General features: G+C 57.3%; 20 protein-coding genes. 15 read left to right on the top strand and 5 right to left on the bottom strand.

Annotated elements, in window-relative coordinates:
- Window positions 1–48: 48 nt before the first annotated feature.
- The 3 genes from malM (at window position 49) to ubiA (ending at window position 2,562) form a co-directional block, all read left to right on the top strand.
- The gene (malM, locus tag USH94_RS20395) at window positions 49–1,002 is read left to right on the top strand and encodes a maltose operon protein MalM (RefSeq protein WP_111965824.1); all 954 of its coding nucleotides are present in this window, start codon (window positions 49–51) and stop codon (window positions 1,000–1,002) included.
- Window positions 1,003–1,182: 180 nt separating this feature from the next.
- Window positions 1,183–1,680: a chorismate lyase gene (gene ubiC / locus USH94_RS20390; protein WP_111965825.1), complete on the top strand. Its 498-nt coding sequence runs from the start codon at window positions 1,183–1,185 to the stop codon at window positions 1,678–1,680.
- Window positions 1,681–1,692: 12 nt separating this feature from the next.
- Window positions 1,693–2,562 (top strand): 4-hydroxybenzoate octaprenyltransferase, encoded by an 870-nt coding sequence (gene ubiA / locus USH94_RS20385; protein WP_111965826.1) that lies wholly within the window; start codon window positions 1,693–1,695, stop codon window positions 2,560–2,562.
- An 88-nt stretch (window positions 2,563–2,650) separates the two neighbouring features.
- Here ubiA and zntA read toward each other — a convergent pair whose 3' ends face one another.
- Both zntA and USH94_RS20375 read right to left on the bottom strand, forming a co-directional pair.
- Window positions 2,651–4,822, bottom strand: a complete 2,172-nt coding sequence (gene zntA, locus USH94_RS20380; RefSeq protein ID WP_111965827.1) for a Zn(II)/Cd(II)/Pb(II) translocating P-type ATPase ZntA — start codon at window positions 4,820–4,822, stop codon at window positions 2,651–2,653.
- 76 nt (window positions 4,823–4,898) lie between these two features.
- Window positions 4,899–5,525 carry a lysoplasmalogenase gene (locus tag USH94_RS20375; RefSeq protein WP_024906687.1) on the bottom strand — a complete coding sequence of 209 codons (627 nt, stop codon included), beginning with the start codon at window positions 5,523–5,525 and terminating at the stop codon, window positions 4,899–4,901.
- 129 nt (window positions 5,526–5,654) lie between these two features.
- Here USH94_RS20375 and USH94_RS20370 point away from each other — a divergent pair, with 129 nt between their 5' ends.
- Window positions 5,655–6,011 (top strand): DUF2500 domain-containing protein, encoded by a 357-nt coding sequence (locus USH94_RS20370; protein WP_111965828.1) that lies wholly within the window; start codon window positions 5,655–5,657, stop codon window positions 6,009–6,011.
- 60 nt (window positions 6,012–6,071) lie between these two features.
- Here the strand turns inward: USH94_RS20370 and USH94_RS20365 are convergent, their stop codons facing one another.
- The gene (locus USH94_RS20365; protein WP_010436509.1) at window positions 6,072–6,353 is read right to left on the bottom strand and encodes a DUF1145 family protein; all 282 of its coding nucleotides are present in this window, start codon (window positions 6,351–6,353) and stop codon (window positions 6,072–6,074) included.
- Window positions 6,337–6,939, bottom strand: a complete 603-nt coding sequence (rsmD, locus tag USH94_RS20360; protein ID WP_111965829.1) for a 16S rRNA (guanine(966)-N(2))-methyltransferase — start codon at window positions 6,937–6,939, stop codon at window positions 6,337–6,339. The genes USH94_RS20365 and rsmD overlap by 17 nt, the downstream gene beginning before the upstream one ends.
- Window positions 6,940–7,066: 127 nt before the next feature.
- Here rsmD and ftsY point away from each other — a divergent pair, with 127 nt between their 5' ends.
- The 6 genes from ftsY to livJ all read left to right on the top strand — a co-directional run bounded on the left by ftsY (window position 7,067) and on the right by livJ (window position 14,053).
- Window positions 7,067–8,527, top strand: coding sequence for a signal recognition particle-docking protein FtsY (ftsY, locus tag USH94_RS20355; protein WP_111965830.1), 1,461 nt, complete (start codon window positions 7,067–7,069; stop codon window positions 8,525–8,527).
- Between the two features lie 2 nt (window positions 8,528–8,529).
- Window positions 8,530–9,195 carry a cell division ATP-binding protein FtsE gene (ftsE, locus tag USH94_RS20350; protein ID WP_045402529.1) on the top strand — a complete coding sequence of 222 codons (666 nt, stop codon included), beginning with the start codon at window positions 8,530–8,532 and terminating at the stop codon, window positions 9,193–9,195.
- On the top strand, window positions 9,188–10,243 hold the full coding sequence (gene ftsX, locus USH94_RS20345) for a permease-like cell division protein FtsX (protein ID WP_111965831.1): 1,056 nt from the start codon (window positions 9,188–9,190) through the stop codon (window positions 10,241–10,243). Before ftsE ends, ftsX begins: the two co-directional genes overlap by 8 nt.
- A 251-nt stretch (window positions 10,244–10,494) precedes the next feature.
- Complete coding sequence (gene rpoH, locus USH94_RS20340; RefSeq protein ID WP_028015143.1) at window positions 10,495–11,352, top strand: RNA polymerase sigma factor RpoH; 858 nt, start codon at window positions 10,495–10,497, stop codon at window positions 11,350–11,352.
- Between the two features lie 137 nt (window positions 11,353–11,489).
- Window positions 11,490–12,755, top strand: coding sequence for a 4-aminobutyrate--2-oxoglutarate transaminase (locus tag USH94_RS20335; RefSeq protein WP_111965832.1), 1,266 nt, complete (start codon window positions 11,490–11,492; stop codon window positions 12,753–12,755).
- A 197-nt stretch (window positions 12,756–12,952) separates the two neighbouring features.
- The gene (gene livJ / locus USH94_RS20330; RefSeq protein ID WP_074147346.1) at window positions 12,953–14,053 is read left to right on the top strand and encodes a branched chain amino acid ABC transporter substrate-binding protein LivJ; all 1,101 of its coding nucleotides are present in this window, start codon (window positions 12,953–12,955) and stop codon (window positions 14,051–14,053) included.
- A 177-nt stretch (window positions 14,054–14,230) separates the two neighbouring features.
- Here livJ and panM read toward each other — a convergent pair whose 3' ends face one another.
- Window positions 14,231–14,614: an aspartate 1-decarboxylase autocleavage activator PanM gene (gene panM / locus USH94_RS20325; protein ID WP_023334145.1), complete on the bottom strand. Its 384-nt coding sequence runs from the start codon at window positions 14,612–14,614 to the stop codon at window positions 14,231–14,233.
- Between the two features lie 424 nt (window positions 14,615–15,038).
- Here panM and livK point away from each other — a divergent pair, with 424 nt between their 5' ends.
- From livK to livF, 5 genes are read left to right on the top strand one after another with little or no spacing between them, the layout of a single operon-like run.
- Window positions 15,039–16,148: a high-affinity branched-chain amino acid ABC transporter substrate-binding protein LivK gene (gene livK, locus USH94_RS20320; RefSeq protein ID WP_047653117.1), complete on the top strand. Its 1,110-nt coding sequence runs from the start codon at window positions 15,039–15,041 to the stop codon at window positions 16,146–16,148.
- Between the two features lie 46 nt (window positions 16,149–16,194).
- Window positions 16,195–17,121, top strand: coding sequence for a high-affinity branched-chain amino acid ABC transporter permease LivH (gene livH, locus USH94_RS20315; protein WP_013099131.1), 927 nt, complete (start codon window positions 16,195–16,197; stop codon window positions 17,119–17,121).
- Window positions 17,118–18,395 carry a branched chain amino acid ABC transporter permease LivM gene (gene livM / locus USH94_RS20310; protein ID WP_048226437.1) on the top strand — a complete coding sequence of 426 codons (1,278 nt, stop codon included), beginning with the start codon at window positions 17,118–17,120 and terminating at the stop codon, window positions 18,393–18,395. The genes livH and livM overlap by 4 nt, the downstream gene beginning before the upstream one ends.
- A complete protein-coding gene (gene livG / locus USH94_RS20305; RefSeq protein WP_024906698.1) occupies window positions 18,392–19,159 on the top strand; it encodes a high-affinity branched-chain amino acid ABC transporter ATP-binding protein LivG in 768 nt (255 codons plus the stop codon). The genes livM and livG overlap by 4 nt, the downstream gene beginning before the upstream one ends.
- Before the next feature lies 1 nt (window position 19,160).
- A complete protein-coding gene (gene livF, locus USH94_RS20300; RefSeq protein ID WP_008500102.1) occupies window positions 19,161–19,874 on the top strand; it encodes a high-affinity branched-chain amino acid ABC transporter ATP-binding protein LivF in 714 nt (237 codons plus the stop codon).
- Window positions 19,875–19,982 lie beyond the last annotated feature (108 nt).

Here is a 19,982-nt window from a genome sequence, read left to right as displayed (position 1 = left end):
GCGCTATTGCCTGGCTACCGCTGACCTGTGCATTTTGAGGTGATAACAATGAAAATGAACAAAACTCTCCTTGCTCTTTGTTTATCCGCAGGGCTGCTGGCAAGCGCGCCAGCAGTAACGCTCGCTAATGTGAATTTCGTTCCGCAAAACACAACATCCGCACCGGCCATTCCGGCCGCTGCGTTACAGCAGCTGGTCTGGACGCCTGTCGATCAATCTAAAGTCCAAACGACCCAGCTCTCGACGGGTGGACAGCCGCTTAATGTTCCGGGCATCAGTGGTCCGGTGGTTGCATACAGTGTGCCTGCAAACATTGGCGAACTGACGTTGACGCTCACAAGTGAAGTTAATAAGCAGACCAGCGTCTTTGCACCTAACGTGCTGATTCTTGACCAGAACATGACGCCTTCTGCGTTCTTCCCGAGCGAATACTTTACCTATCAGGAACCCGGTGTCATGAGCGCAGACCGCCTCGAAGGGGTAATGCGACTGACGCCTGCGCTGGGTCAGCAGAAAATTTATGTACTCGTCTTCACCACGGAAAAAGATTTGCAGCAAACCACCACGCTGCTTGATCCCGCTAAGGCCTATGCCAAAGGCGTAGGTAACGCCGTGCCGGATATCCCGGACCCGATCGCCCGCCACACCACCGACGGCCTTGTGAAGCTGAAAGTGTCGACCAACAGTGCGTCCAGCGTCCTGGTCGGACCGCTGTTTGGCTCCTCCGGTACCGGCCCTGTCACCGTAGGCAACACACCTGCACCTGCCTATACCGCACCCGCTGCCACGGCAGCCGCACCGGTAGCGACTGCAGCGCCTGCCCCGGCGAAGAAAGCCGAGCCGGTACTGAACGACACCGAAGAGTACTTCAACAACGCCATTAAGCAGGCGGTGAAGCGCGGCGATGTCGATAAAGCGCTGAAGCTGCTTGATGAAGCCGAACGTTTAGGTTCAACCACTGCCCGTTCCACCTTTATCAGCAGTGTAAAAGGCAAGGGGTAACCGTTTCCCCACAGTGCTGATTTGTTAGTAGTTTGGTGCGCCTGAGTGGGCGCACTTTTTTTCGTATCGGCCAGGCTGTTGCGCCCATGTTGCGATCGTGATCGTTAAATAACGTTTGGCCCCCCTCAATCCGTGTTTCTGCGATACAATGCCATTACGTTATGTATCGGAGAGTCTGGCATGTCACACCCTGCGCTAACGCAACTGCGTGCGCTGCGCTATTTCGACCAAATACCTGCGCTTGATTCGCAGCAGCTGGACTGGTTGCTGCTGGAAGATTCCATGACGAAACGTTTTGAGCAGCAGGGTAAAACGGTCACGGTGACCCTGATTCAGGAAGGGTTTGTCTCTGGCGATGAGATCGCCAACGAGCTGCCGCTGCTGCCGCACGAGCCACGTTACTGGCTGCGCGAAATTTTGCTCTGTGCCGATGGCGAGCCGTGGCTTGCCGGACGGACGGTAGTGCCCGAGTCCACCCTTTCCGGGCCAGAGCTGGCGCTGCAACGTCTGGGGAAAACGCCTCTGGGGCGTTACCTTTTCACCTCGTCTGAGCTTACCCGTGATTTTATTGAGATTGGTCGTGATGCTGAACTGTGGGGGCGTCGTTCCCGCCTTCGCCTGAGCGGTAAACCGTTAATACTGACGGAGCTTTTTTTACCGGCATCACCGTTGTACTAAGAGGAAGAAAAAATGGAGTGGAGCCTGACGCAGAATAAGCTGTTGGCGTATCACCGCTTAATGCGTACCGATAAACCCATTGGCGCGTTGCTGCTGCTGTGGCCGACCCTCTGGGCGCTGTGGCTTGCCACGCCGGGCGTGCCGCCGCTGTGGATCCTGGGCGTGTTCGTTGCCGGCGTCTGGCTGATGCGCGCGGCGGGCTGCGTGGTGAATGACTATGCCGATCGTAAATTCGACGGTCATGTTAAGCGTACTGCCGGTCGTCCGTTACCCAGCGGGCAGGTCACCGGGAAAGAAGCCCGCGTGCTGTTTATTGTTCTGGTGCTGCTCTCTTTCCTGCTGGTGTTAACCCTGAACACCATGACCATTTTGCTTTCCGTTGCGGCGCTGGCGTTGGCCTGGGTTTATCCGTTTATGAAGCGCTATACCCACTTGCCACAGGTGGTGCTGGGCGCGGCGTTTGGCTGGTCGATTCCGATGGCGTTTGCGGCGGTTAGTGAGTCCTTACCGCTCAGCTGCTGGCTGATGTTCCTGGCGAACATTCTCTGGGCGGTGGCTTACGACACGCAATATGCAATGGTAGACCGCGACGATGACCTGAAAATCGGCATCAAATCCACCGCCATCCTCTTTGGTCGTCACGACAAGCTGATAATCGGTATCCTGCAGGTCGCGGTATTGGCGCTGATGGTGGCGATTGGCCGCCTGAACGGGCTGAACTGGGAGTTTTACTGGTCAGTGCTGGTGGCGGGGCTGCTGTTTGCTTATCAGCAGAAGCTGATTGCGAAGCGTGAACGTGACGCCTGCTTCAAGGCGTTTATGAACAATAACTACGTCGGTCTGGTGCTGTTTTTAGGCCTGGCGATGAGCTATTTCTTATAAAAAAGTCGGGTGGCGGCTTCGCCTTACCCGACCTGCGATCTGGCGGGACATATAGGCCCGGTAAGCGTTAGCGCCACCGGGCGTTTTTTTACCGGCGGCGCAGCAGCCGAAGCGCGTTCGCCGTCACCAGCACCGTTGCCCCGGTATCCGCCAGCACCGCCAGCCACAGTCCGGTCATGCCGAGCAGGGTCGTCACCAGGAAAATCCCCTTCAGCCCGAGCGCGATGCCGATGTTCTGACGGATATTGGCCCGCGTCGCGCGCGCAAGATCGATCATCTGGGCCAGCCCGGTCAGGCGGTTGTGGGTCAGCGCCGCGTCGGCGGTCTCCAGCGCCACGTCAGTACCGCTACCCATCGCAATACCAATGGTGGACGCTTTCATCGCCGGGGCATCGTTAATCCCGTCACCGACCATCGCCAGCGGCGCCTGATCGTTCAGCTCCGTCACCGCGCTGACCTTATCCGCAGGCAGCAATCCGGCTTTAAACGCCAGCCCTAGCTCACCGGCAATCGCTGCCGCCGCGCGAGGGTTATCACCGGTGAGAATCACGCCCTTCACGCCCAGCTGACGCAGCGCCGCCACGGCTTCTTTTGCGTCATCGCGCAGGGTGTCGCGTAGCGCCAGCATTCCTTTTGCGGTACCGTCCTGCATGACGGTCACGACCGTCTGTCCGGTCTGTTCTAACGTCTCCACCTCTGGAGTAGAAGACTTGCCAGCCGCGACAATCAGCACCTTTTTACCGTCAACGGTGGCCTCAATCCCTGACCCTACCAGCGCCCGCTGGGCGGTTGCCGGAGGTATGTTTAGTCCGCGCGACTGCGCTTCACGCACAATCGCCTGCGCCAGCGGGTGGGTGGAGCCCTGTTCAACGGCGGCGGCCAGGGTCAGCAGTTCATCCTCACTGATATCCTGCGGATACACGCCGGTCACCTGCGGCTTGCCCACGGTCAGCGTACCGGTTTTATCAAAGGCGATATGCTGGACCTGGCTGAGCTGCTCCAGTGCCGCGCCGCCCTTAATCAGCGCCCCGCGACGCGCCGCAGCCGCCAGCCCGGACGTAATCGCCGCCGGGGTGGAAATCACCAGCGCGCATGGGCAGCCGATCAGAAGCAGCGTCAGCCCTTTATAAATCCAGCCCTCCCACGGCGCGCCAAAGAACAGCGGTGGGACGACGGTGACCAGCAGGGCAACCAGCATAATGGCGGGCGTGTAGATCCGGCTGAAGCGATCGATAAAGCGTTCGACCGGCGCGCGGCGCTCCTCAGCCTCTTCAATCAGCTTCAGGATACGGTCGATGGCGCTGTCACCCGGCTCGGAAAGCACGGTGAGCTGTACCAGACGGTCGACGCTGGTGGCGCCTGCAGGCACTTTTTCACCCGCGGCACGCTCTACCGGAATGGATTCCCCGGTCAGGGCGCTTTCATCAAAGCTTGCGGTGGCGGTAAGCAGCGCGCCGTCTGCAGGCAGGCGTCCGCCTGCCGCGACTTCTATCACGTCGCCCGGACGCAGCGTAGTGATGGCGACCGTTTCACGCGTACCGTTTACCACGCGAATGGCTGTTTCCGGCTTCAGCGCCATCAGCGCGCTGACCCCTTTACGCGCCCGGCTCGCCGCCCAGCCCTCAAGACGTTCGCCGATTAAGAACAGCAGCAGCACCATCGCCGCTTCTGCCGTCGCGCCAATGAACAGCGCGCCGATGGCCGCCACGCTCATCAGCGTTTCGATGGCAAACCAGCTGCCGCTTTTCATCAGGCGCAGCGCCTGACGGGCAATCGGGAACAGACCGACCAGGGTGGTGGCGATAAACGCCAGATTGCCGAACGGGTGGTTAATATGCTCCAGACCCCAGCTCAGGAACATCATGATGATGAGGGTAATGAGCGGCAGGTTTTCTTTCAGGGAGGAGACTTTTTCAACGGGCGCCGTTTCGCTGCGCAGGGTATAGCCCGCCTTGCTGACGGCGGCTTCAACCTGCTTGCTGACGTCGTTATCGGCGCTAACCAGCAGCTTTTCGGTGGCGAACAGCACCTGAACGTGACTCACGCCCGGCACCTGTTTGACGGCGTTTTCCACTTTGCGCGCGCAGGCGGCGCAGTCCATGCCGTTGACGACCCAGCTGTAGCGGTTGCCGCTTTCAGGAAGGGGTTGAGTTTGCGTTTCGCACGCGCCTTCGCAGCAGCAGTCGTCTTTCGACGGAACCGGGCTGAGCTTAAGCGCCGAGAATTGAGGAACTTTTTTAGGTATTTCTGGAGTCGACATGGCAGTCTCCGGCAATGATAATTTTCTCATTAACCGCAGCATACACTCTGGAGTCGACTCCAGAGTCAAGCGCTATTTAGATATACAGCGAACGCACAATCAGGAAATGCCCGGCAAAGTAACAGGCGGCGGCAATCGCGTTATCCGCCCGGAAGCGGCGGCGATAGTGGCTGCCCAGCCAGACGACGTTACCGATCAGCAGCAGTGCGGCGCCGAAGAACGCTGACATCGCCGGAGCGGTCGGACGGAAGAACCACAGTTCACCTGCCAGCCATACCATTACCAGCGTCATGGCGATAAACGTACAAACCGGCAAACGCATCTCTTCCAGACGCGACCAGATCACCGCGATCAGCAGGGCGCCAATCACCAGCAGGACCAGCGGCAGCGGCCAGAAGAAAGAGAGCGTCATCTGGCTGGCGAAGTAGATGGTATACAGCAGATGCGACAGGAAAAATGCCCCTACGGCATACAGCAGGCGCTGGCGCGGCAGCAGGGTCAGGGCATCGCCAATCAGAGAGGCGCACAGCCCGGCGAGCACCAGATAGCTGACGGCGTTAAACATTGGCGCTTGCCAGGCCAGCAGCAGCAGGAGCAACAGCGTGACCGGTTTAAACAACCAGCGCTGCCAGGTGGGACCACGGTACGACGCATCGACATAAAGCCATGCGGAAAAACAGACAGCGATAAATGACCAAAGCATATTAACTCCCTGTATCTGTTAAGCCTGAATAATCAGTTTCTGATCCAGTGTAGTGACGCGGGCGGGCGTTTGGCAATGGTAGGGAAGGCAAGGTATCCTGAATTCCGCATAATCTGATGGGATTTTTCAATGAGCAAGATGCCGCTTTTTTTCATTATCGTGGTGGCGATTATCGTCATTGCCGCCTCGTTTCGTTTCGTGCAGCAGCGCCGCGAGAAGGCGGATAACGATGCCGCACCGCTGATGCAAAAGCGCGTGGTGGTGACGAACAAACGCGAAAAACCGCTCAACGACCGCCGCTCGCGCCAGCAGCAGGTGACGCCTGCGGGCACAACAATGCGCTATGAAGCGAGCTTTAAGCCGGAAACGGGCGGCCTTGAGATGACCTTCCGCCTGGAGGCGCAACAGTACCACCAGCTGACGGTGGGAGAGAAAGGAACGCTGAGTTACAAAGGGTCGCGGTTTGAAGATTTTAGGGCTGAGTAATGCGCGATCGTTTCCCTCTCCCTGTGGGAGAGGGTTAGGGTGAGGGCATCAGGCCGCACCTTACTTCTTCACCTGCGCCTTAAACTTCTTCATCCACACCAGCAGCTCAAACACGCCGAAAATAAAGACGCGCAGCTGCTGCCAGCCCGTCATCTGCGGGCCGTCTTTCGGCAGGCCGTTTTTCAGCATCACCATCTGAAGGGCATGCATAAACGACGTGAAAATCAGCGCCACGTTAACGAAAATGTTCATCGGGCGCGGGAACGGGTGCACCAGATTCAGAATCAAGAACGCCCAGACGCCCAGCATCAGCAAGCGTCCCAGGTTAATCAGTACCGGCATCGAATCCTCCTTGTGCCTGACGGTGATAAAGACGATAAGCAACCTGACCTGCCACTTTTTCACGGTGCAGATCCCAGTGGGCGGGAACCGGCGGTAAACCGTTTTCCACTTCGCTTTCAACATAAATTAGCGCGTCATCCGCCAACCAGCCGTTTTGCTCCAGCAGGGATAACGTCTCCTCCAGCAGCCCCTTGCGGAACGGCGGGTCGACAAACACCACGTTATGCGGCGTGCCCTTTTGCGCGAGGAAGCTCAGCGTGTTGGTGTTCACCACTTTGGCGTTGCTCGCCTTCAGCGTCGCCAGATTTTGCTGTAGCGTCTGCGCAACGCCGCGCTCCATCTCCAGCAGCGTGGCGCTGGCGGCATAGCGCGACAGCGCTTCCAGCCCGAGGGCGCCGCTTCCTGCGAAGCAGTCCAGGCAGTGGGCGTCTACCATAGACGGAGCCAGCCAGTTAAACAGCGTCTCGCGCACGCGGTCGGTAGTTGGGCGTAAACCGGGGCTGTCCGGCACCGGTAATTTCCGGCCTCGCCACTGACCGCCGATAATACGAATTTGACCGGCCGGGGCGCGGTTGGGTTTCTTCATCTCAGGAAAGCTCTGTTAACAATTGGCCTGCGATTGCGGGCGGTGATGTCAATTAAGTAAAGTGTTAGACTATTTCATCATTTTTTTAGCTTCCATGTATATAGCGCCGCGAGGAGTGTAGTCGCAGATGGCAAAACAAAAAAAACGTGGCTTCTTTTCCTGGCTGGGCTTCGGTGAAAAAGAGCAAGAAACAGAACAGAAAACCGAAGAGCAACAAGCCGTTGAAGAGCAGTCGCAGCCTGAAACGCCTGTAGAAACCGCCGCGGTTGTCGAAGCGGAAGAAACGGCGCACAGCAAAGAAGAAATTGAATCCTTTGCACAAGAGGTGATTGAAGTCACTGAACAGGTTCAGGAGAACGAGATGCCAGAACCGGTTGTCGTCGAAGCCGTTACCGAAGCGCCACAGGCCGCTATCGAACACGAAGAGCTTCCGCTGCCGGAAGAGGTCAAAGACGAAGCGGTGTCTGCCGAAGAGTGGCAGGCCGAAGCGGAAACCGTTGAAATCGTTGAGGCGGTGGAAGAAGAAGCGGCGCTTGAGCCAGAGCTGACCGACGACGAGCTGGAAGCCCAGGCGCTGGCGGCGGAGGCAGCTGAAGAAGCGGTCATCGTTGTGCCGGTAGAAGAGCAGGCCGAAGACGAGATCGTTCAGGAGCAGGAAAAACCGACCAAAGAAGGTTTCTTCGCGCGCCTGAAGCGCAGCCTGCTTAAAACCAAAGAAAACTTAGGTTCCGGATTTATCAGTCTGTTCCGCGGCAAGAAGATCGACGACGATCTGTTTGAAGAGCTGGAAGAACAACTGCTGATTGCTGACGTTGGGGTAGAAACTACCCGTAAGATCATCGCCAATCTGACCGAAGGGGCGAGCCGCAAACAGCTGCGCGACGCCGAAGCGCTGTACGGTCTGCTGAAAGACGAGATGGGTGAAATTCTCGCAAAAGTTGACGAACCGCTTAATATTGAAGGCAAAACGCCATTTGTTATTCTGATGGTCGGCGTGAACGGCGTGGGTAAAACCACCACCATCGGCAAGCTGGCGCGCCAGTTCGAGCAGCAGGGCAAATCGGTGATGCTGGCGGCGGGCGATACCTTCCGTGCAGCGGCGGTTGAGCAGCTGCAGGTGTGGGGCCAGCGCAACAACATTCCGGTGATTGCCCAGCATACCGGCGCGGATTCCGCGTCCGTGATCTTTGACGCTATCCAGGCGGCGAAGGCGCGCAACGTGGACGTGCTGATTGCCGATACCGCAGGGCGTTTGCAGAACAAATCGCACCTGATGGAAGAATTGAAGAAAATCGTTCGCGTCATGAAGAAGCTGGACGAAGACGCACCGCATGAAATTATGCTGACCATTGATGCCAGCACCGGACAGAACGCCATCAGCCAGGCGAAGCTGTTCCATGAAGCGGTAGGACTGACGGGGATCACGCTGACCAAACTGGACGGCACCGCGAAAGGCGGGGTGATTTTTTCCGTGGCTGACCAGTTCGGCATTCCTATCCGTTACATCGGTGTGGGCGAGCGTATTGAGGATTTACGTCCGTTTAAGGCGGACGACTTTATTGAGGCATTATTTGCCCGAGAGGACTAACAATGATTCGCTTTGAACACGTCAGCAAGGCCTATCTCGGTGGGAGACAAGCGCTGCAGGGGGTCACATTCCACCTGCAGCCAGGCGAGATGGCATTCCTGACCGGCCATTCCGGCGCGGGGAAAAGTACCCTGCTCAAGCTTATCTGTGGGATCGAGCGCCCAAGCGCCGGGAAGATCTTTTTCAGCGGCCATGAGATCAGCCGCCTGAAAAACCGTGAGGTGCCGTTCCTGCGTCGCCAGATCGGCATGATTTTCCAGGATCACCATCTGCTGATGGATCGCACCGTTTTCGATAACGTGGCCATTCCGCTGATTATTGCCGGCGCCAGCTATGACGATATCCGCCGCCGCGTCTCTGCGGCGCTGGATAAGGTCGGGCTACTGGACAAAGCGAAGAACTTCCCGATCCAGCTCTCCGGCGGTGAACAGCAGCGCGTGGGTATCGCCCGCGCGGTGGTGAACAAGCCTGCGGTGCTGCTGGCGGATGAACCGACCGGTAACCTGGACGATGCTCTGTCAGAAGGGATTTTGCGTCTGTTTGAGGAATTTAACCGCGTAGGGGTTACCGTATTGATGGCAACGCACGACATCGGGCTGATTTCCCGTCGTTCGTACCGCATGCTGACCCTGAGCGACGGTCATTTGCACGGAGGCCACGGTGAATAAGCGTGATGCAATAAACCAGATTCGGCAGTTCGGGAACCGGTTTGACCGTTTCCGTAAGCCGCAGGGCGGGGGTGACGGCAATCGTAATGCGCCGAAGCGCCAGAAGGCCGCGCCAAAACCGGCCTCCCGTAAAACCAACGTCTTTAACGAGCAGGTGCGCTACGCGTTCCACGGCGCGCTGCAGGACCTGAAAAGCAAACCGCTGGCGACGTTCCTGACGGTGATGGTGATTGCCATCTCCCTCACGCTGCCGAGCGTCTGCTATATGGTCTATAAAAACGTCAACCAGGCGGCCTCACAGTATTATCCGTCCCCGCAGATCACGGTCTATCTGGATAAAGCGCTCGACGATAACGCGGCTGCCCAAGTGGTTGGGCAAATTCAGGCCGAGCAGGGCGTAGAGAAGGTCAACTATCTCTCACGTGAAGACGCGCTGGGCGAGTTTCGTAACTGGTCTGGCTTTGGCGGCGCGCTGGATATGCTCGAAGAGAACCCGCTGCCCGCCGTGGCGGTGGTAATCCCGAAGCTGGATTTCCAGGGGACCGAGTCGCTTAACACCCTGCGCGATCGCATCACGCGCATTAAGGGCATTGATGAAGTGCGCATGGATGACAGCTGGTTTGCGCGCCTTTCTGCTCTCACCGGGCTGGTAGGCCGCGTCGCGGCGATGATTGGCGTGCTGATGGTGGCGGCGGTCTTCCTCGTCATCGGCAACAGCGTGCGCCTGAGCATTTTCGCCCGTCGCGATACCATCAACGTGCAGAAACTGATTGGTGCGACGGATGGTTTCATCCTCCGTCCGTTCCTTTACGGCGGCGCACTGCTCGGTTTTTCCGGCGCATTTCTTTCACTGATATTGTCAGAAATTTTGGTGATGCGGCTTTCCTCTGCCGTGACTGAAGTGGCGCAGGTTTTCGGAACGAAGTTTGATATCAGTGGCTTAGGGTTCGATGAGTGCCTGTTACTGCTGCTGGTGTGTTCGATGATTGGGTGGGTGGCAGCGTGGCTGGCAACCGTTCAACATTTACGTCACTTTACTCCCGACTAATAAAAGCGTGATATAATCTTTCCCTGCACCGAGATGTTCGCTCTGCAGGGAAAGCGTCCCTGTTGTCTCTTCCCCTGTTATCATCTCCATGTCACATTTTGTGCGTAATTTATTCACCGTTGCACCTGGAACTTGTGGATAAAATCACTGTCTGATAAAAGAGTGAATGCTAATCTCGTTGCTCAAACGCTTTGGCATGGTTGTTGCCTGACGGGGACAGCCTGGACCAGAAGAAATACTGAGAGGAATGAATGACCAAAGAAATGCAAACTTTAGCTTTAGCCCCTGTTGGTAACCTGGAATCTTATATCCGGGCTGCGAACACCTGGCCGATGTTAACGGCCGAGGAAGAAAAGGAGCTTGCTGAAAAGCTGCATTACCAGGGCGATCTGGAAGCAGCGAAAAAGCTGATTCTGTCTCACCTGCGCTTTGTTGTTCACATTGCTCGTAATTATGCGGGCTATGGCCTGCCGCAGGCGGACTTGATTCAGGAAGGTAACATCGGCCTGATGAAGGCTGTGCGTCGCTTCAACCCGGAAGTGGGTGTGCGACTCGTCTCCTTCGCCGTACACTGGATCAAGGCAGAAATTCATGAATACGTGCTGCGCAACTGGCGTATCGTGAAAGTCGCCACGACAAAAGCGCAACGTAAACTGTTCTTCAACCTGCGTAAAACCAAGCAGCGTCTGGGCTGGTTCAATCAGGACGAAGTGGAAATGGTGGCGCGCGAGCTGGGCGTATCCAGCAAAGACGTGCGTGAGATGGAATCCCGTATGGCCGCGCAGGACATGACCTTTGATATGTCCTCCGACGATGACGCCTCCGACAGCCAGCCAATGGCGCCGGTTCTGTATCTGCAGGATAAAACCTCTAATTTTGCTGACGGCATCGAAGAGGACAACTGGGAAGATCAGGCTGCGAACAAGCTGACCCATGCGATGGAAGGCCTCGACGAACGTAGCCAGGATATTATCCGCGCCCGCTGGCTGGACGAAGACAACAAGTCCACGCTGCAGGAGCTGGCCGACCGCTACGGCGTCTCTGCAGAACGTGTGCGTCAGCTTGAAAAGAACGCCATGAAAAAACTTCGCGCCGCTATCGAAGCGTAATTTTCGCGAAGTACACCGAGAACCCTCGAATGCAAATTCGGGGGTTTTGTTTTTTTAGCGCCCGCTCTGGCTAATTTCCTCCCCCTGGCAAACACTTACTGATGCGCTAAGCAGGCGACTTTCTCAGGGGGGACAGGGTGAAAAATAACGAACTGATCGACCGGCGTTTACAGGCGACGCCGCGTGGCATCGGCGTGATGTGTAACTTCTATGCCGATAAAGCCGAAAACGCCACGGTGTGGGACGTGGAAGGCAATGAGTATATCGACTTCGCCGCTGGGATCGCGGTGCTGAATACCGGCCATCGCCATCCCAAAGTCATTTCCGCCATCGAAAAACAACTCCACGCGTTTACCCACACGGCCTACCAGATTGTGCCGTACGAAGGCTACGTGGCGCTTGCCGAGCGTATCAACGCACGCGTGCCCGTAGAAGGTCCTGCCAAAACGGCGTTCTTCTCGACGGGGGCTGAGGCGGTCGAAAACGCGGTCAAAATTGCGCGCGCCTATACCAAACGTCCTGGCCTTATCACCTTCGGCGGCGCGTTCCACGGCCGCACCTTTATGACCATGGCGCTGACCGGCAAAGTTGCGCCGTACAAGCTCGGCTTCGGACCCTTCCCCGGCTCGGTTTACCACGCGCAGTATCCGAATGACCTGCACGGCGTCAGCACCGCTGAGGCGTTAAAAAGCCTGGAACGTATCTTTAAAGCGGATATTGCTCCTGACCAGGTCGCGGCGATTATTCTCGAACCGGTTCAGGGAGAGGGCGGTTTCAACATTGCGCCTGCTGATTTTATGCAGGCTCTTCGCGCCCTGTGCGATACCCACGGTATTTTGCTGATTGCTGACGAGGTGCAAAGCGGCTTCGCCCGCACCGGCAAGCTTTTCTCGATGGAACACCACTGCGTGAAGCCGGACCTGATCACCATGGCAAAAAGCCTGGCGGGCGGGATGCCGCTCTCGGCGGTATCGGGCCGTGCCGACGTGATGGACGCGCCTGCGCCGGGCGGGCTGGGCGGCACCTACGCGGGCAATCCGCTGGCGATTGCCGCAGCGCACGCGGTGCTGGACGTGATTGACGAGGAAGATCTCTGCACGCGCTCGGCGCATCTCGGCCATCACCTGGTGGAAGTGCTCAACAAAGCCAAGGAACACTGCCCGTATATCGCTGACATTCGCGGGCAGGGCTCGATGGTGGCGGTAGAGTTTAACGACCCGCAAACGGGTCAGCCTTCGCCGGAATTTACCCGTGAGGTGCAGGAGCGCGCGTTGCAGGAAGGGCTGCTTCTTCTGAGCTGCGGCGTCTACGGCAACGTCATTCGTTTCCTCTATCCGCTGACTATCCCTGAAGCGCAGTTCCGTAAAGCGCTGGACATTATCTCCGCGTCGCTGACACGTTAAAGCCACATGCCCGGCGGTAAATCCTGCCGGGCTTATCATATATTCATTTCAAATTAGCTATTCCAAAATCATAAAAATCGGGTATGTTTTAGCAGAGTATGCTGAAAAAGCGCGGACAGCACACCTATAACTGACATAAAGCGCTGCACAACAACATCACAACAATCGTAATAACCATAATAATGGGGAATCTCAGGATGAACATGAAGGGTAAAGCGTTACTGGCAGGATGTATCGCGTTGGCATTCAGCACCATGGCACAGGCAGACATCAAGGTGGCTGTGGTTGGCGCGATGTCCGGTCCGGTAGCACAGTACGGCGACCAGGAATTTACCGGCGCTGAACAGGCGGTTGCAGACATTAATGCTAAGGGCGGTATCAAAGGCGAAAAACTGCAGATCGTAAAATATGATGATGCCTGTGACCCGAAACAAGCGGTCGCGGTCGCGAACAAAGTGGTGAACGACGGGATCAAATACGTTATCGGTCACCTGTGCTCTTCCTCTACTCAGCCCGCGTCTGACATCTACGAAGACGAAGGTATTCTGATGATCACCCCGGCAGCGACCGCACCGGAGCTGACTGCGCGTGGATACAAGCTGACCCTGCGCACCACCGGTCTGGACTCTGACCAGGGCCCAACCGCGGCGAAATACATCGTTGAAAAAGTGAAGCCGAAGCGCATTGCTATCGTTCATGACAAGCAGCAGTACGGTGAAGGTCTGGCGCGTTCAGTACAGGACAACCTCAAGAAAGCCAATGCCGACGTGGTGTTCTTCGACGGGATCACCGCCGGTGAGAAAGACTTTTCCACCCTGGTGGCGCGTCTGAAGAAAGAGAATATCGACTTCGTATACTACGGCGGCTACCATCCGGAAATGGGCCAGATCCTGCGTCAGGCGCGCGCTGCTGGCCTGAAAACCCAGTTTATGGGCCCGGAAGGCGTGGCGAACGTTTCTCTGTCTAACATCGCGGGTGAATCAGCCGAAGGCCTGCTGGTGACCAAACCGAAGAACTACGACCAGGTCCCTGCGAACAAACCTATCGTAGATGCCATCAAGGCGAAGAAACAGGATCCAAGCGGCGCTTTCGTCTGGACCACCTACGCGGCGCTGCAGTCTCTGCAGGCAGGCCTGAACCAGTCAGCCGATCCGGCTGAAATTGCCACCTGGCTTAAAGCGAATACGGTTCAGACCGTTATGGGACCACTCTCCTGGGACGCGAAGGGCGACCTGAAGGGCTTCGAGTTCGGCGTGTTTGACTGGCATGCCAATGGCACGGCGACAGACGCAAAATAATTTTCCCGTCTCCTTTCGCGCCGCAGGTGCGTTGGCTGCGTTATTCAACCCCGGTCACTTACTTATGTAAGCTCCCGGGGATTTCATAACTTGCCGCCTTCCTGCAACACGAAATGCTTGGGAAAATACAGTGGAGAATGTAGGCCGGGTAAGGCGCAGCCGCCACCCGGCTTTCTTTTAGCGCTTCTCCCACCCGCTTTCCTGTGCCGTAAAGCCTAACGCCTGCATAAACGCTGCCATCACGCCGCGGTCTTCTACGCCCACGTCGGCCATCCACCATGAGGTCACGCTTGGGTTTTCGCGGATCACTTCTTCAATTAAATACTGTCCCACGCCGCGACGACGGGTGACGTCACGAACGCGCAGTGAGTCCAGCGCTCCTTCTGTACCGCTCAGGGTGACGCGAACCGCAGCCAGCAGGCGCTCGTTAAAACGCGCGGCATAAATGCGGTGGGTCTCATCAACGCGCAGCGACGAAGGGGAATATTCCGGCCAGATCTTGCCCAGGTCGATATGATCCTGGTCGCTAAAGGTCACCAGACGCACGATAGTCAGTTTCATTAGCTACTTGTCCAAATCAAATTGAGTAGAGGCAGTGTACTCAATTTATTCACTCAGCGGCTTCCTCTTTTTATTCTCATTAACCAGGTGATTAGTTTTTTGGCAACGCGATGGGCAGTTTGAAAACACATGGATCGAAAAATAAGCAGAATTTTAACCTGAATGGTAGTGATTTATTCGGCGCTTTGTACCGTTATTTTATGCTGCAAACTGCACTTTTATTTGTTTATCTCTGCCTGATTTCAGAATATTATCTTTGCTTAATCGCCTGAAAAATAGAGATTTTAGTCTGGTTTTTGACAAAAACCTGCGCTAAACCATTAAAGGCACTGGTAAAAATAGCGTTGTTCATTAAAAGTACAGAATGCTTTTTAACCATAATAAAACAAAATATAAACACGACATCACGAATGGGGATTCAGAGATGAAAAGGAACGCGAAGACGTTAATCGCGGGGATGGTCGCACTGTCGATCTCGCATGCCGCCATGGCGGAGGACATTAAAGTTGCGGTAGTGGGCGCGATGTCCGGCCCTGTTGCCCAGTGGGGTGATATGGAGTTCAACGGTGCGCGCCAGGCCATCAAAGACATCAACGCTAAGGGCGGCATCAAAGGCGACAAGCTGGTGGGCGTAGAATATGACGACGCCTGCGATCCGAAACAGGCCGTCGCGGTCGCCAACAAAATCGTTAACGACGGCATCCAGTATGTGATCGGCCACCTGTGCTCGTCGTCCACCCAGCCCGCGTCTGATATCTACGAAGACGAAGGCATTCTGATGATCACCCCTGGCGCCACTAACCCTGAGCTGACCCAGCGCGGATACCAGCACATCATGCGTACCGCGGGGCTGGACTCCTCTCAGGGGCCAACCGCCGCCAAATACATCCTTGAAACCGTCAAGCCGCAGCGTATCGCCATTATTCATGACAAGCAGCAGTACGGCGAAGGCCTGGCGCGCTCCGTTCAGGACGGCCTGAAAAAAGGCGGCGCAAACATCGTCTTCTTCGACGGGATTACCGCCGGTGAGAAAGACTTTTCCGCGCTGATCGCCCGCCTGCAAAAAGAGAATATCGACTTTGTTTACTACGGCGGCTACTACCCGGAGATGGGGCAGATGCTGCGTCAGGCGCGCGCCACCGGTCTGAAGACCCAGTTTATGGGGCCAGAGGGCGTGGGCAATGCCTCTCTGTCGAACATCGCCGGGGATTCTGCTGAAGGCATGCTGGTGACGATGCCAAAACGCTATGACCAGGATCCGGCCAACAAGGCTATCGTGGATGCGCTCAAGGCGCAGAAGAAAGATCCGAGTGGTCCGTACGTCTGGATCACCTACGCCGCCGTACAGTCTCTGGCCACCGCGCTGGAACGCTCCGGCAGCAAAGAACCGCTGGATCTGGTGAAAGATTTAAAAGCACACGGGGCGAACACCGTGATTGGGCCGCTGAACTGGGATGAGAAAGGCGATCTGAAGGGATTTGAGTTTGGTGTCTTTAAGTGGCACGCCGACGGTTCATCCTCGGCCGCCAAATAATTATCCCACCGCCCGGACTGACGGGCGGGTATAAAAAGGTTTGCATATGTCCGAGCAGTTTCTCTATTTCCTGCAGCAGATGTTTAACGGCGTTACGCTGGGAAGCACCTACGCGCTGATCGCCATCGGCTATACGATGGTTTACGGCATTATCGGCATGATCAACTTCGCCCACGGCGAGGTCTACATGATCGGTAGCTATGTCTCCTTTATGATTATTGCTGCCCTTATGATGATGGGCATCGACAGCAGCTGGCTGCTGGTCGCCGCCGGGTTTGTTGGCGCGATTGTGATTGCCAGCGCCTACGGCTGGAGCATCGAGCGCGTGGCCTACCGGCCGGTGCGCAGCTCCAAGCGTCTGATTGCGTTGATTTCCGCGATCGGGATGTCGATCTTCCTGCAAAACTACGTCAGCCTCACCGAAGGCTCGCGTGACGTGGCGCTGCCAAGCCTGTTTAACGGCCAGTGGATTGTGGGGGCCAGTGAAAACTTCTCGGCTTCTATCACCACTATGCAGCTGGTTATCTGGGTCGTGACCTTTATTGCGATGCTCGCCCTGACGCTGTTCATCCGCTACTCGCGTATGGGTCGCGCATGCCGCGCCTGCGCAGAAGACCTGAAGATGGCGAGCCTGCTCGGCATCAACACCGACCGCGTGATTGCCCTGACCTTCGTAATTGGCGCCGCGATGGCGGCCGTCGCAGGCGTGCTGCTCGGCCAGTTCTACGGTGTGATCAACCCGTACATCGGCTTTATGGCCGGGATGAAAGCCTTCACCGCGGCGGTTCTGGGCGGTATCGGCAGTATTCCGGGGGCGATGATCGGCGGCCTGATCCTGGGCGTGGCGGAAGCGCTCTCCTCGGCGTATCTGAGCACGGAATATAAAGACGTGGTGTCGTTTGCCCTGCTGATTCTGGTTCTGCTGGTCATGCCTACCGGCATTCTGGGCCGTCCGGAGGTAGAGAAAGTATGAAACCGATGCATTTTGCAATGGCGCTGCTCTCTGCCGCCATGTTCTTCGTGCTGGCGGGCGTCTTTATGGGCGTCCAGTTAGGTCTGGACGGGACGAAGCTGGTGGTGGACGCCGCCCCCGACATCCGCTGGCAGTGGGTGTTTATCGGCACTGCCGTCGTGTTCCTGTTCCAGCTGCTGCGTCCGCTGTTCCAGAAGTCGCTGAAAAACGTCTCCGGGCCGAAATTCGTTCTGCCGGCCATCGACGGGTCAACCGTTAAGCAGAAGCTGTTCCTCGTGGCGCTGCTGGTAGCCGCCGTGGCGTGGCCGTTCGTGGTGTCTCGTGGAACCGTAGATATCGCTACCCTGACCATGATCTACGTGATTCTTGGTCTTGGTCTGAACGTGGTGGTGGGGCTATCTGGCCTGCTGGTGCTTGGCTACGGCGGCTTCTACGCCATCGGCGCCTACACCTTCGCGCTGCTGAACCACTATTACGGCCTCGGCTTCTGGACCTGTCTGCCGCTGGCGGGGCTGGTCTCCGCCGCAGCCGGTTTCCTGCTTGGCTTCCCGGTGCTGCGCCTGCGCGGTGACTACCTGGCGATCGTGACCTTAGGCTTCGGTGAAATCGTCCGTATCCTGCTGCTGAACAACACCGAAGTGACCGGCGGCCCGAACGGCATCAGCCAGATCCCGAAACCGACCTTCTTCGGTCTGGAGTTCAGCCGTACCGCCCGCGAAGGCGGCTGGGATACCTTCAGTAACTTCTTCGGCGTGAAGTATGACCCGTCCGACCGCGTGATCTGGCTCTATCTGGTAGCGCTGCTGCTGGTGGTGATCACCCTGTTCGTGATTAACCGCCTGCTGCGCATGCCGCTGGGCCGCGCGTGGGAAGCGCTGCGCGAGGATGAGATCGCCTGCCGTTCCCTGGGCCTGAACCCGACACGCATCAAGCTGACCGCGTTCACCATCAGCGCCGCGTTTGCCGGTTTCGCCGGGACGCTGTTTGCCGCGCGTCAGGGCTTCGTCAGCCCGGAATCGTTCACCTTTGCCGAATCCGCTTTTGTGCTGGCGATTGTGGTGCTCGGCGGGATGGGCTCGCAGTTCGCCGTTATCCTCGCGGCCATCCTTCTGGTGGTTTCGCGCGAGCTGATGCGCGACTTTAACGAATACAGCATGTTAATGCTGGGTGGTTTGATGGTGCTGATGATGATCTGGCGTCCGCAGGGCTTGCTGCCGATGACCCGTCCACAGCTGAAGCTGAAGAACGGGCAAGCGAAAGGAGAGCAGGCATGAGTCAGCCATTATTATCCGTTAACGGTCTGATGATGCGTTTTGGCGGCCTGCTGGCGGTCAACAATGTGTCACTGGATCTTCACAAGAAAGAGATTGTCTCCCTGATTGGCCCGAACGGCGCGGGGAAAACCACGGTCTTTAACTGCCTGACCGGCTTCTACAAGCCGACGGGCGGCACCATCATGTTGCGCGACAAGCACCTTGAAGGGCTGCCGGGCCAGCAGATTGCCCGCATGGGCGTGGTGCGTACCTTCCAGCACGTGCGTCTGTTCCGCGAGATGACGGTGATTGAGAACCTGCTGGTGGCACAGCATCAGCAGCTGAAAACCGGGCTGTTCTCCGGCCTGTTGAAAACCCCGGCCTTCCGCCGCGCCCAGGATGAAGCGCTCGATCGCGCCGCCACCTGGCTCGACCGAATTGGCCTGCTGCAGCACGCTAACCGCCAGGCGAGCAATCTGGCCTACGGCGACCAGCGTCGTCTGGAGATTGTGCGCTGCATGGTCACCCAGCCGGAAATCCTGATGCTCGACGAACCGGCGGCGGGCCTCAACCCGAAAGAGACCAAAGAGCTGGACGAGCTGATTGCCGAGCTGCGCGATCACCACGACACCACCATTCTGCTGATTGAGCACGACATGAAGCTGGTAATGGGCATTTCGGACCGTATCTACGTGGTTAACCAGGGTACGCCGCTGGCAAACGGCACGCCGGAAGAGATCCGCAACAACCCGGACGTGATCCGCGCATACCTGGGTGAGGCATAAGATGGAAAAAGCGATGTTAACGTTCGACAAGGTCAACGCGCACTACGGCAAGATCCAGGCGCTGCACGACGTCAGCCTGCATATCAATCAGGGTGAAATCGTGACTCTGATTGGCGCCAACGGCGCGGGCAAAACCACGCTGCTCGGCACCCTGTGCGGCGACCCGCGCGCCACCAGCGGGCGGATTGTGTTTGATGGCAAAGACATTACCGACTGGCAGACCGCCAGAATCATGCGCGAGGCGGTGGCGATTGTTCCGGAAGGGCGCCGCGTGTTCTCGCGTATGACGGTGGAAGAGAACCTGGCGATGGGTGGGTTCTTCGCCCACCGCGATGAATACCAGACCCGCATCAAGTGGGTGTACGAACTCTTCCCGCGCCTGTGGGAGCGCCGCATTCAGCGTGCGGGCACCATGTCCGGCGGTGAACAGCAGATGCTGGCGATCGGCCGCGCGCTGATGAGCCAGCCGCGCCTGCTGCTGCTGGACGAGCCGTCGCTCGGCCTGGCGCCAATCATCATCCAGCAGATATTCGACACCATCGAGCAGCTGCGCAAAGAGGGGATGACCATCTTCCTCGTCGAGCAGAACGCCAACCAGGCGCTGAAGCTCGCCGACCGTGGCTACGTGCTGGAGAACGGCCGCGTGGTGCTGGAGGACACCGGCGACGCGCTGCTGGCGAACGAAGCGGTGCGGAGCGCGTATCTGGGCGGATAGGTAAAAGCAAAAAGGCAACGCAAGTTGCCTTTTTTAGTGTTTTCTCCCTCTCCCTGTGGGAGAGGGCCGGGGTGAGGGAACCAGACCGCACCCAACCATCCAACCCCC

Origin of the sequence: Enterobacter sp. 148H3 (genome assembly GCF_034107425.1) — a bacterium.
Classification (GTDB): Bacteria; Pseudomonadota; Gammaproteobacteria; order Enterobacterales; family Enterobacteriaceae; genus Enterobacter; species Enterobacter vonholyi.
The sequence above is the reverse complement of the archived record's forward strand: the minus strand, read 5'-3'. Positions and strand labels throughout refer to the sequence as shown.

Bases quoted from the DNA above. Each gene is read 5' to 3' on its own strand.
- malM (WP_111965824.1), top strand. From the start codon at position 49: ATGAAAATGAACAAAACTCTCCTTGCTCTTTGTTTATCCGCAGGGCTG.
- ubiC (WP_111965825.1), top strand. From the start codon at position 1,183: ATGTCACACCCTGCGCTAACGCAACTGCGTGCGCTGCGCTATTTCGAC.
- ubiA (WP_111965826.1), top strand. From the start codon at position 1,693: ATGGAGTGGAGCCTGACGCAGAATAAGCTGTTGGCGTATCACCGCTTA.
- zntA (WP_111965827.1), bottom strand. From the start codon at position 4,822: ATGTCGACTCCAGAAATACCTAAAAAAGTTCCTCAATTCTCGGCGCTT.
- USH94_RS20375 (WP_024906687.1), bottom strand. From the start codon at position 5,525: ATGCTTTGGTCATTTATCGCTGTCTGTTTTTCCGCATGGCTTTATGTC.
- USH94_RS20370 (WP_111965828.1), top strand. From the start codon at position 5,655: ATGAGCAAGATGCCGCTTTTTTTCATTATCGTGGTGGCGATTATCGTC.
- USH94_RS20365 (WP_010436509.1), bottom strand. From the start codon at position 6,353: ATGCCGGTACTGATTAACCTGGGACGCTTGCTGATGCTGGGCGTCTGG.
- rsmD (WP_111965829.1), bottom strand. From the start codon at position 6,939: ATGAAGAAACCCAACCGCGCCCCGGCCGGTCAAATTCGTATTATCGGC.
- ftsY (WP_111965830.1), top strand. From the start codon at position 7,067: ATGGCAAAACAAAAAAAACGTGGCTTCTTTTCCTGGCTGGGCTTCGGT.
- ftsE (WP_045402529.1), top strand. From the start codon at position 8,530: ATGATTCGCTTTGAACACGTCAGCAAGGCCTATCTCGGTGGGAGACAA.
- rpoH (WP_028015143.1), top strand. From the start codon at position 10,495: ATGACCAAAGAAATGCAAACTTTAGCTTTAGCCCCTGTTGGTAACCTG.
- livJ (WP_074147346.1), top strand. From the start codon at position 12,953: ATGAACATGAAGGGTAAAGCGTTACTGGCAGGATGTATCGCGTTGGCA.
- panM (WP_023334145.1), bottom strand. From the start codon at position 14,614: ATGAAACTGACTATCGTGCGTCTGGTGACCTTTAGCGACCAGGATCAT.
- livK (WP_047653117.1), top strand. From the start codon at position 15,039: ATGAAAAGGAACGCGAAGACGTTAATCGCGGGGATGGTCGCACTGTCG.
- livH (WP_013099131.1), top strand. From the start codon at position 16,195: ATGTCCGAGCAGTTTCTCTATTTCCTGCAGCAGATGTTTAACGGCGTT.
- livM (WP_048226437.1), top strand. From the start codon at position 17,118: ATGAAACCGATGCATTTTGCAATGGCGCTGCTCTCTGCCGCCATGTTC.
- livG (WP_024906698.1), top strand. From the start codon at position 18,392: ATGAGTCAGCCATTATTATCCGTTAACGGTCTGATGATGCGTTTTGGC.
- livF (WP_008500102.1), top strand. From the start codon at position 19,161: ATGGAAAAAGCGATGTTAACGTTCGACAAGGTCAACGCGCACTACGGC.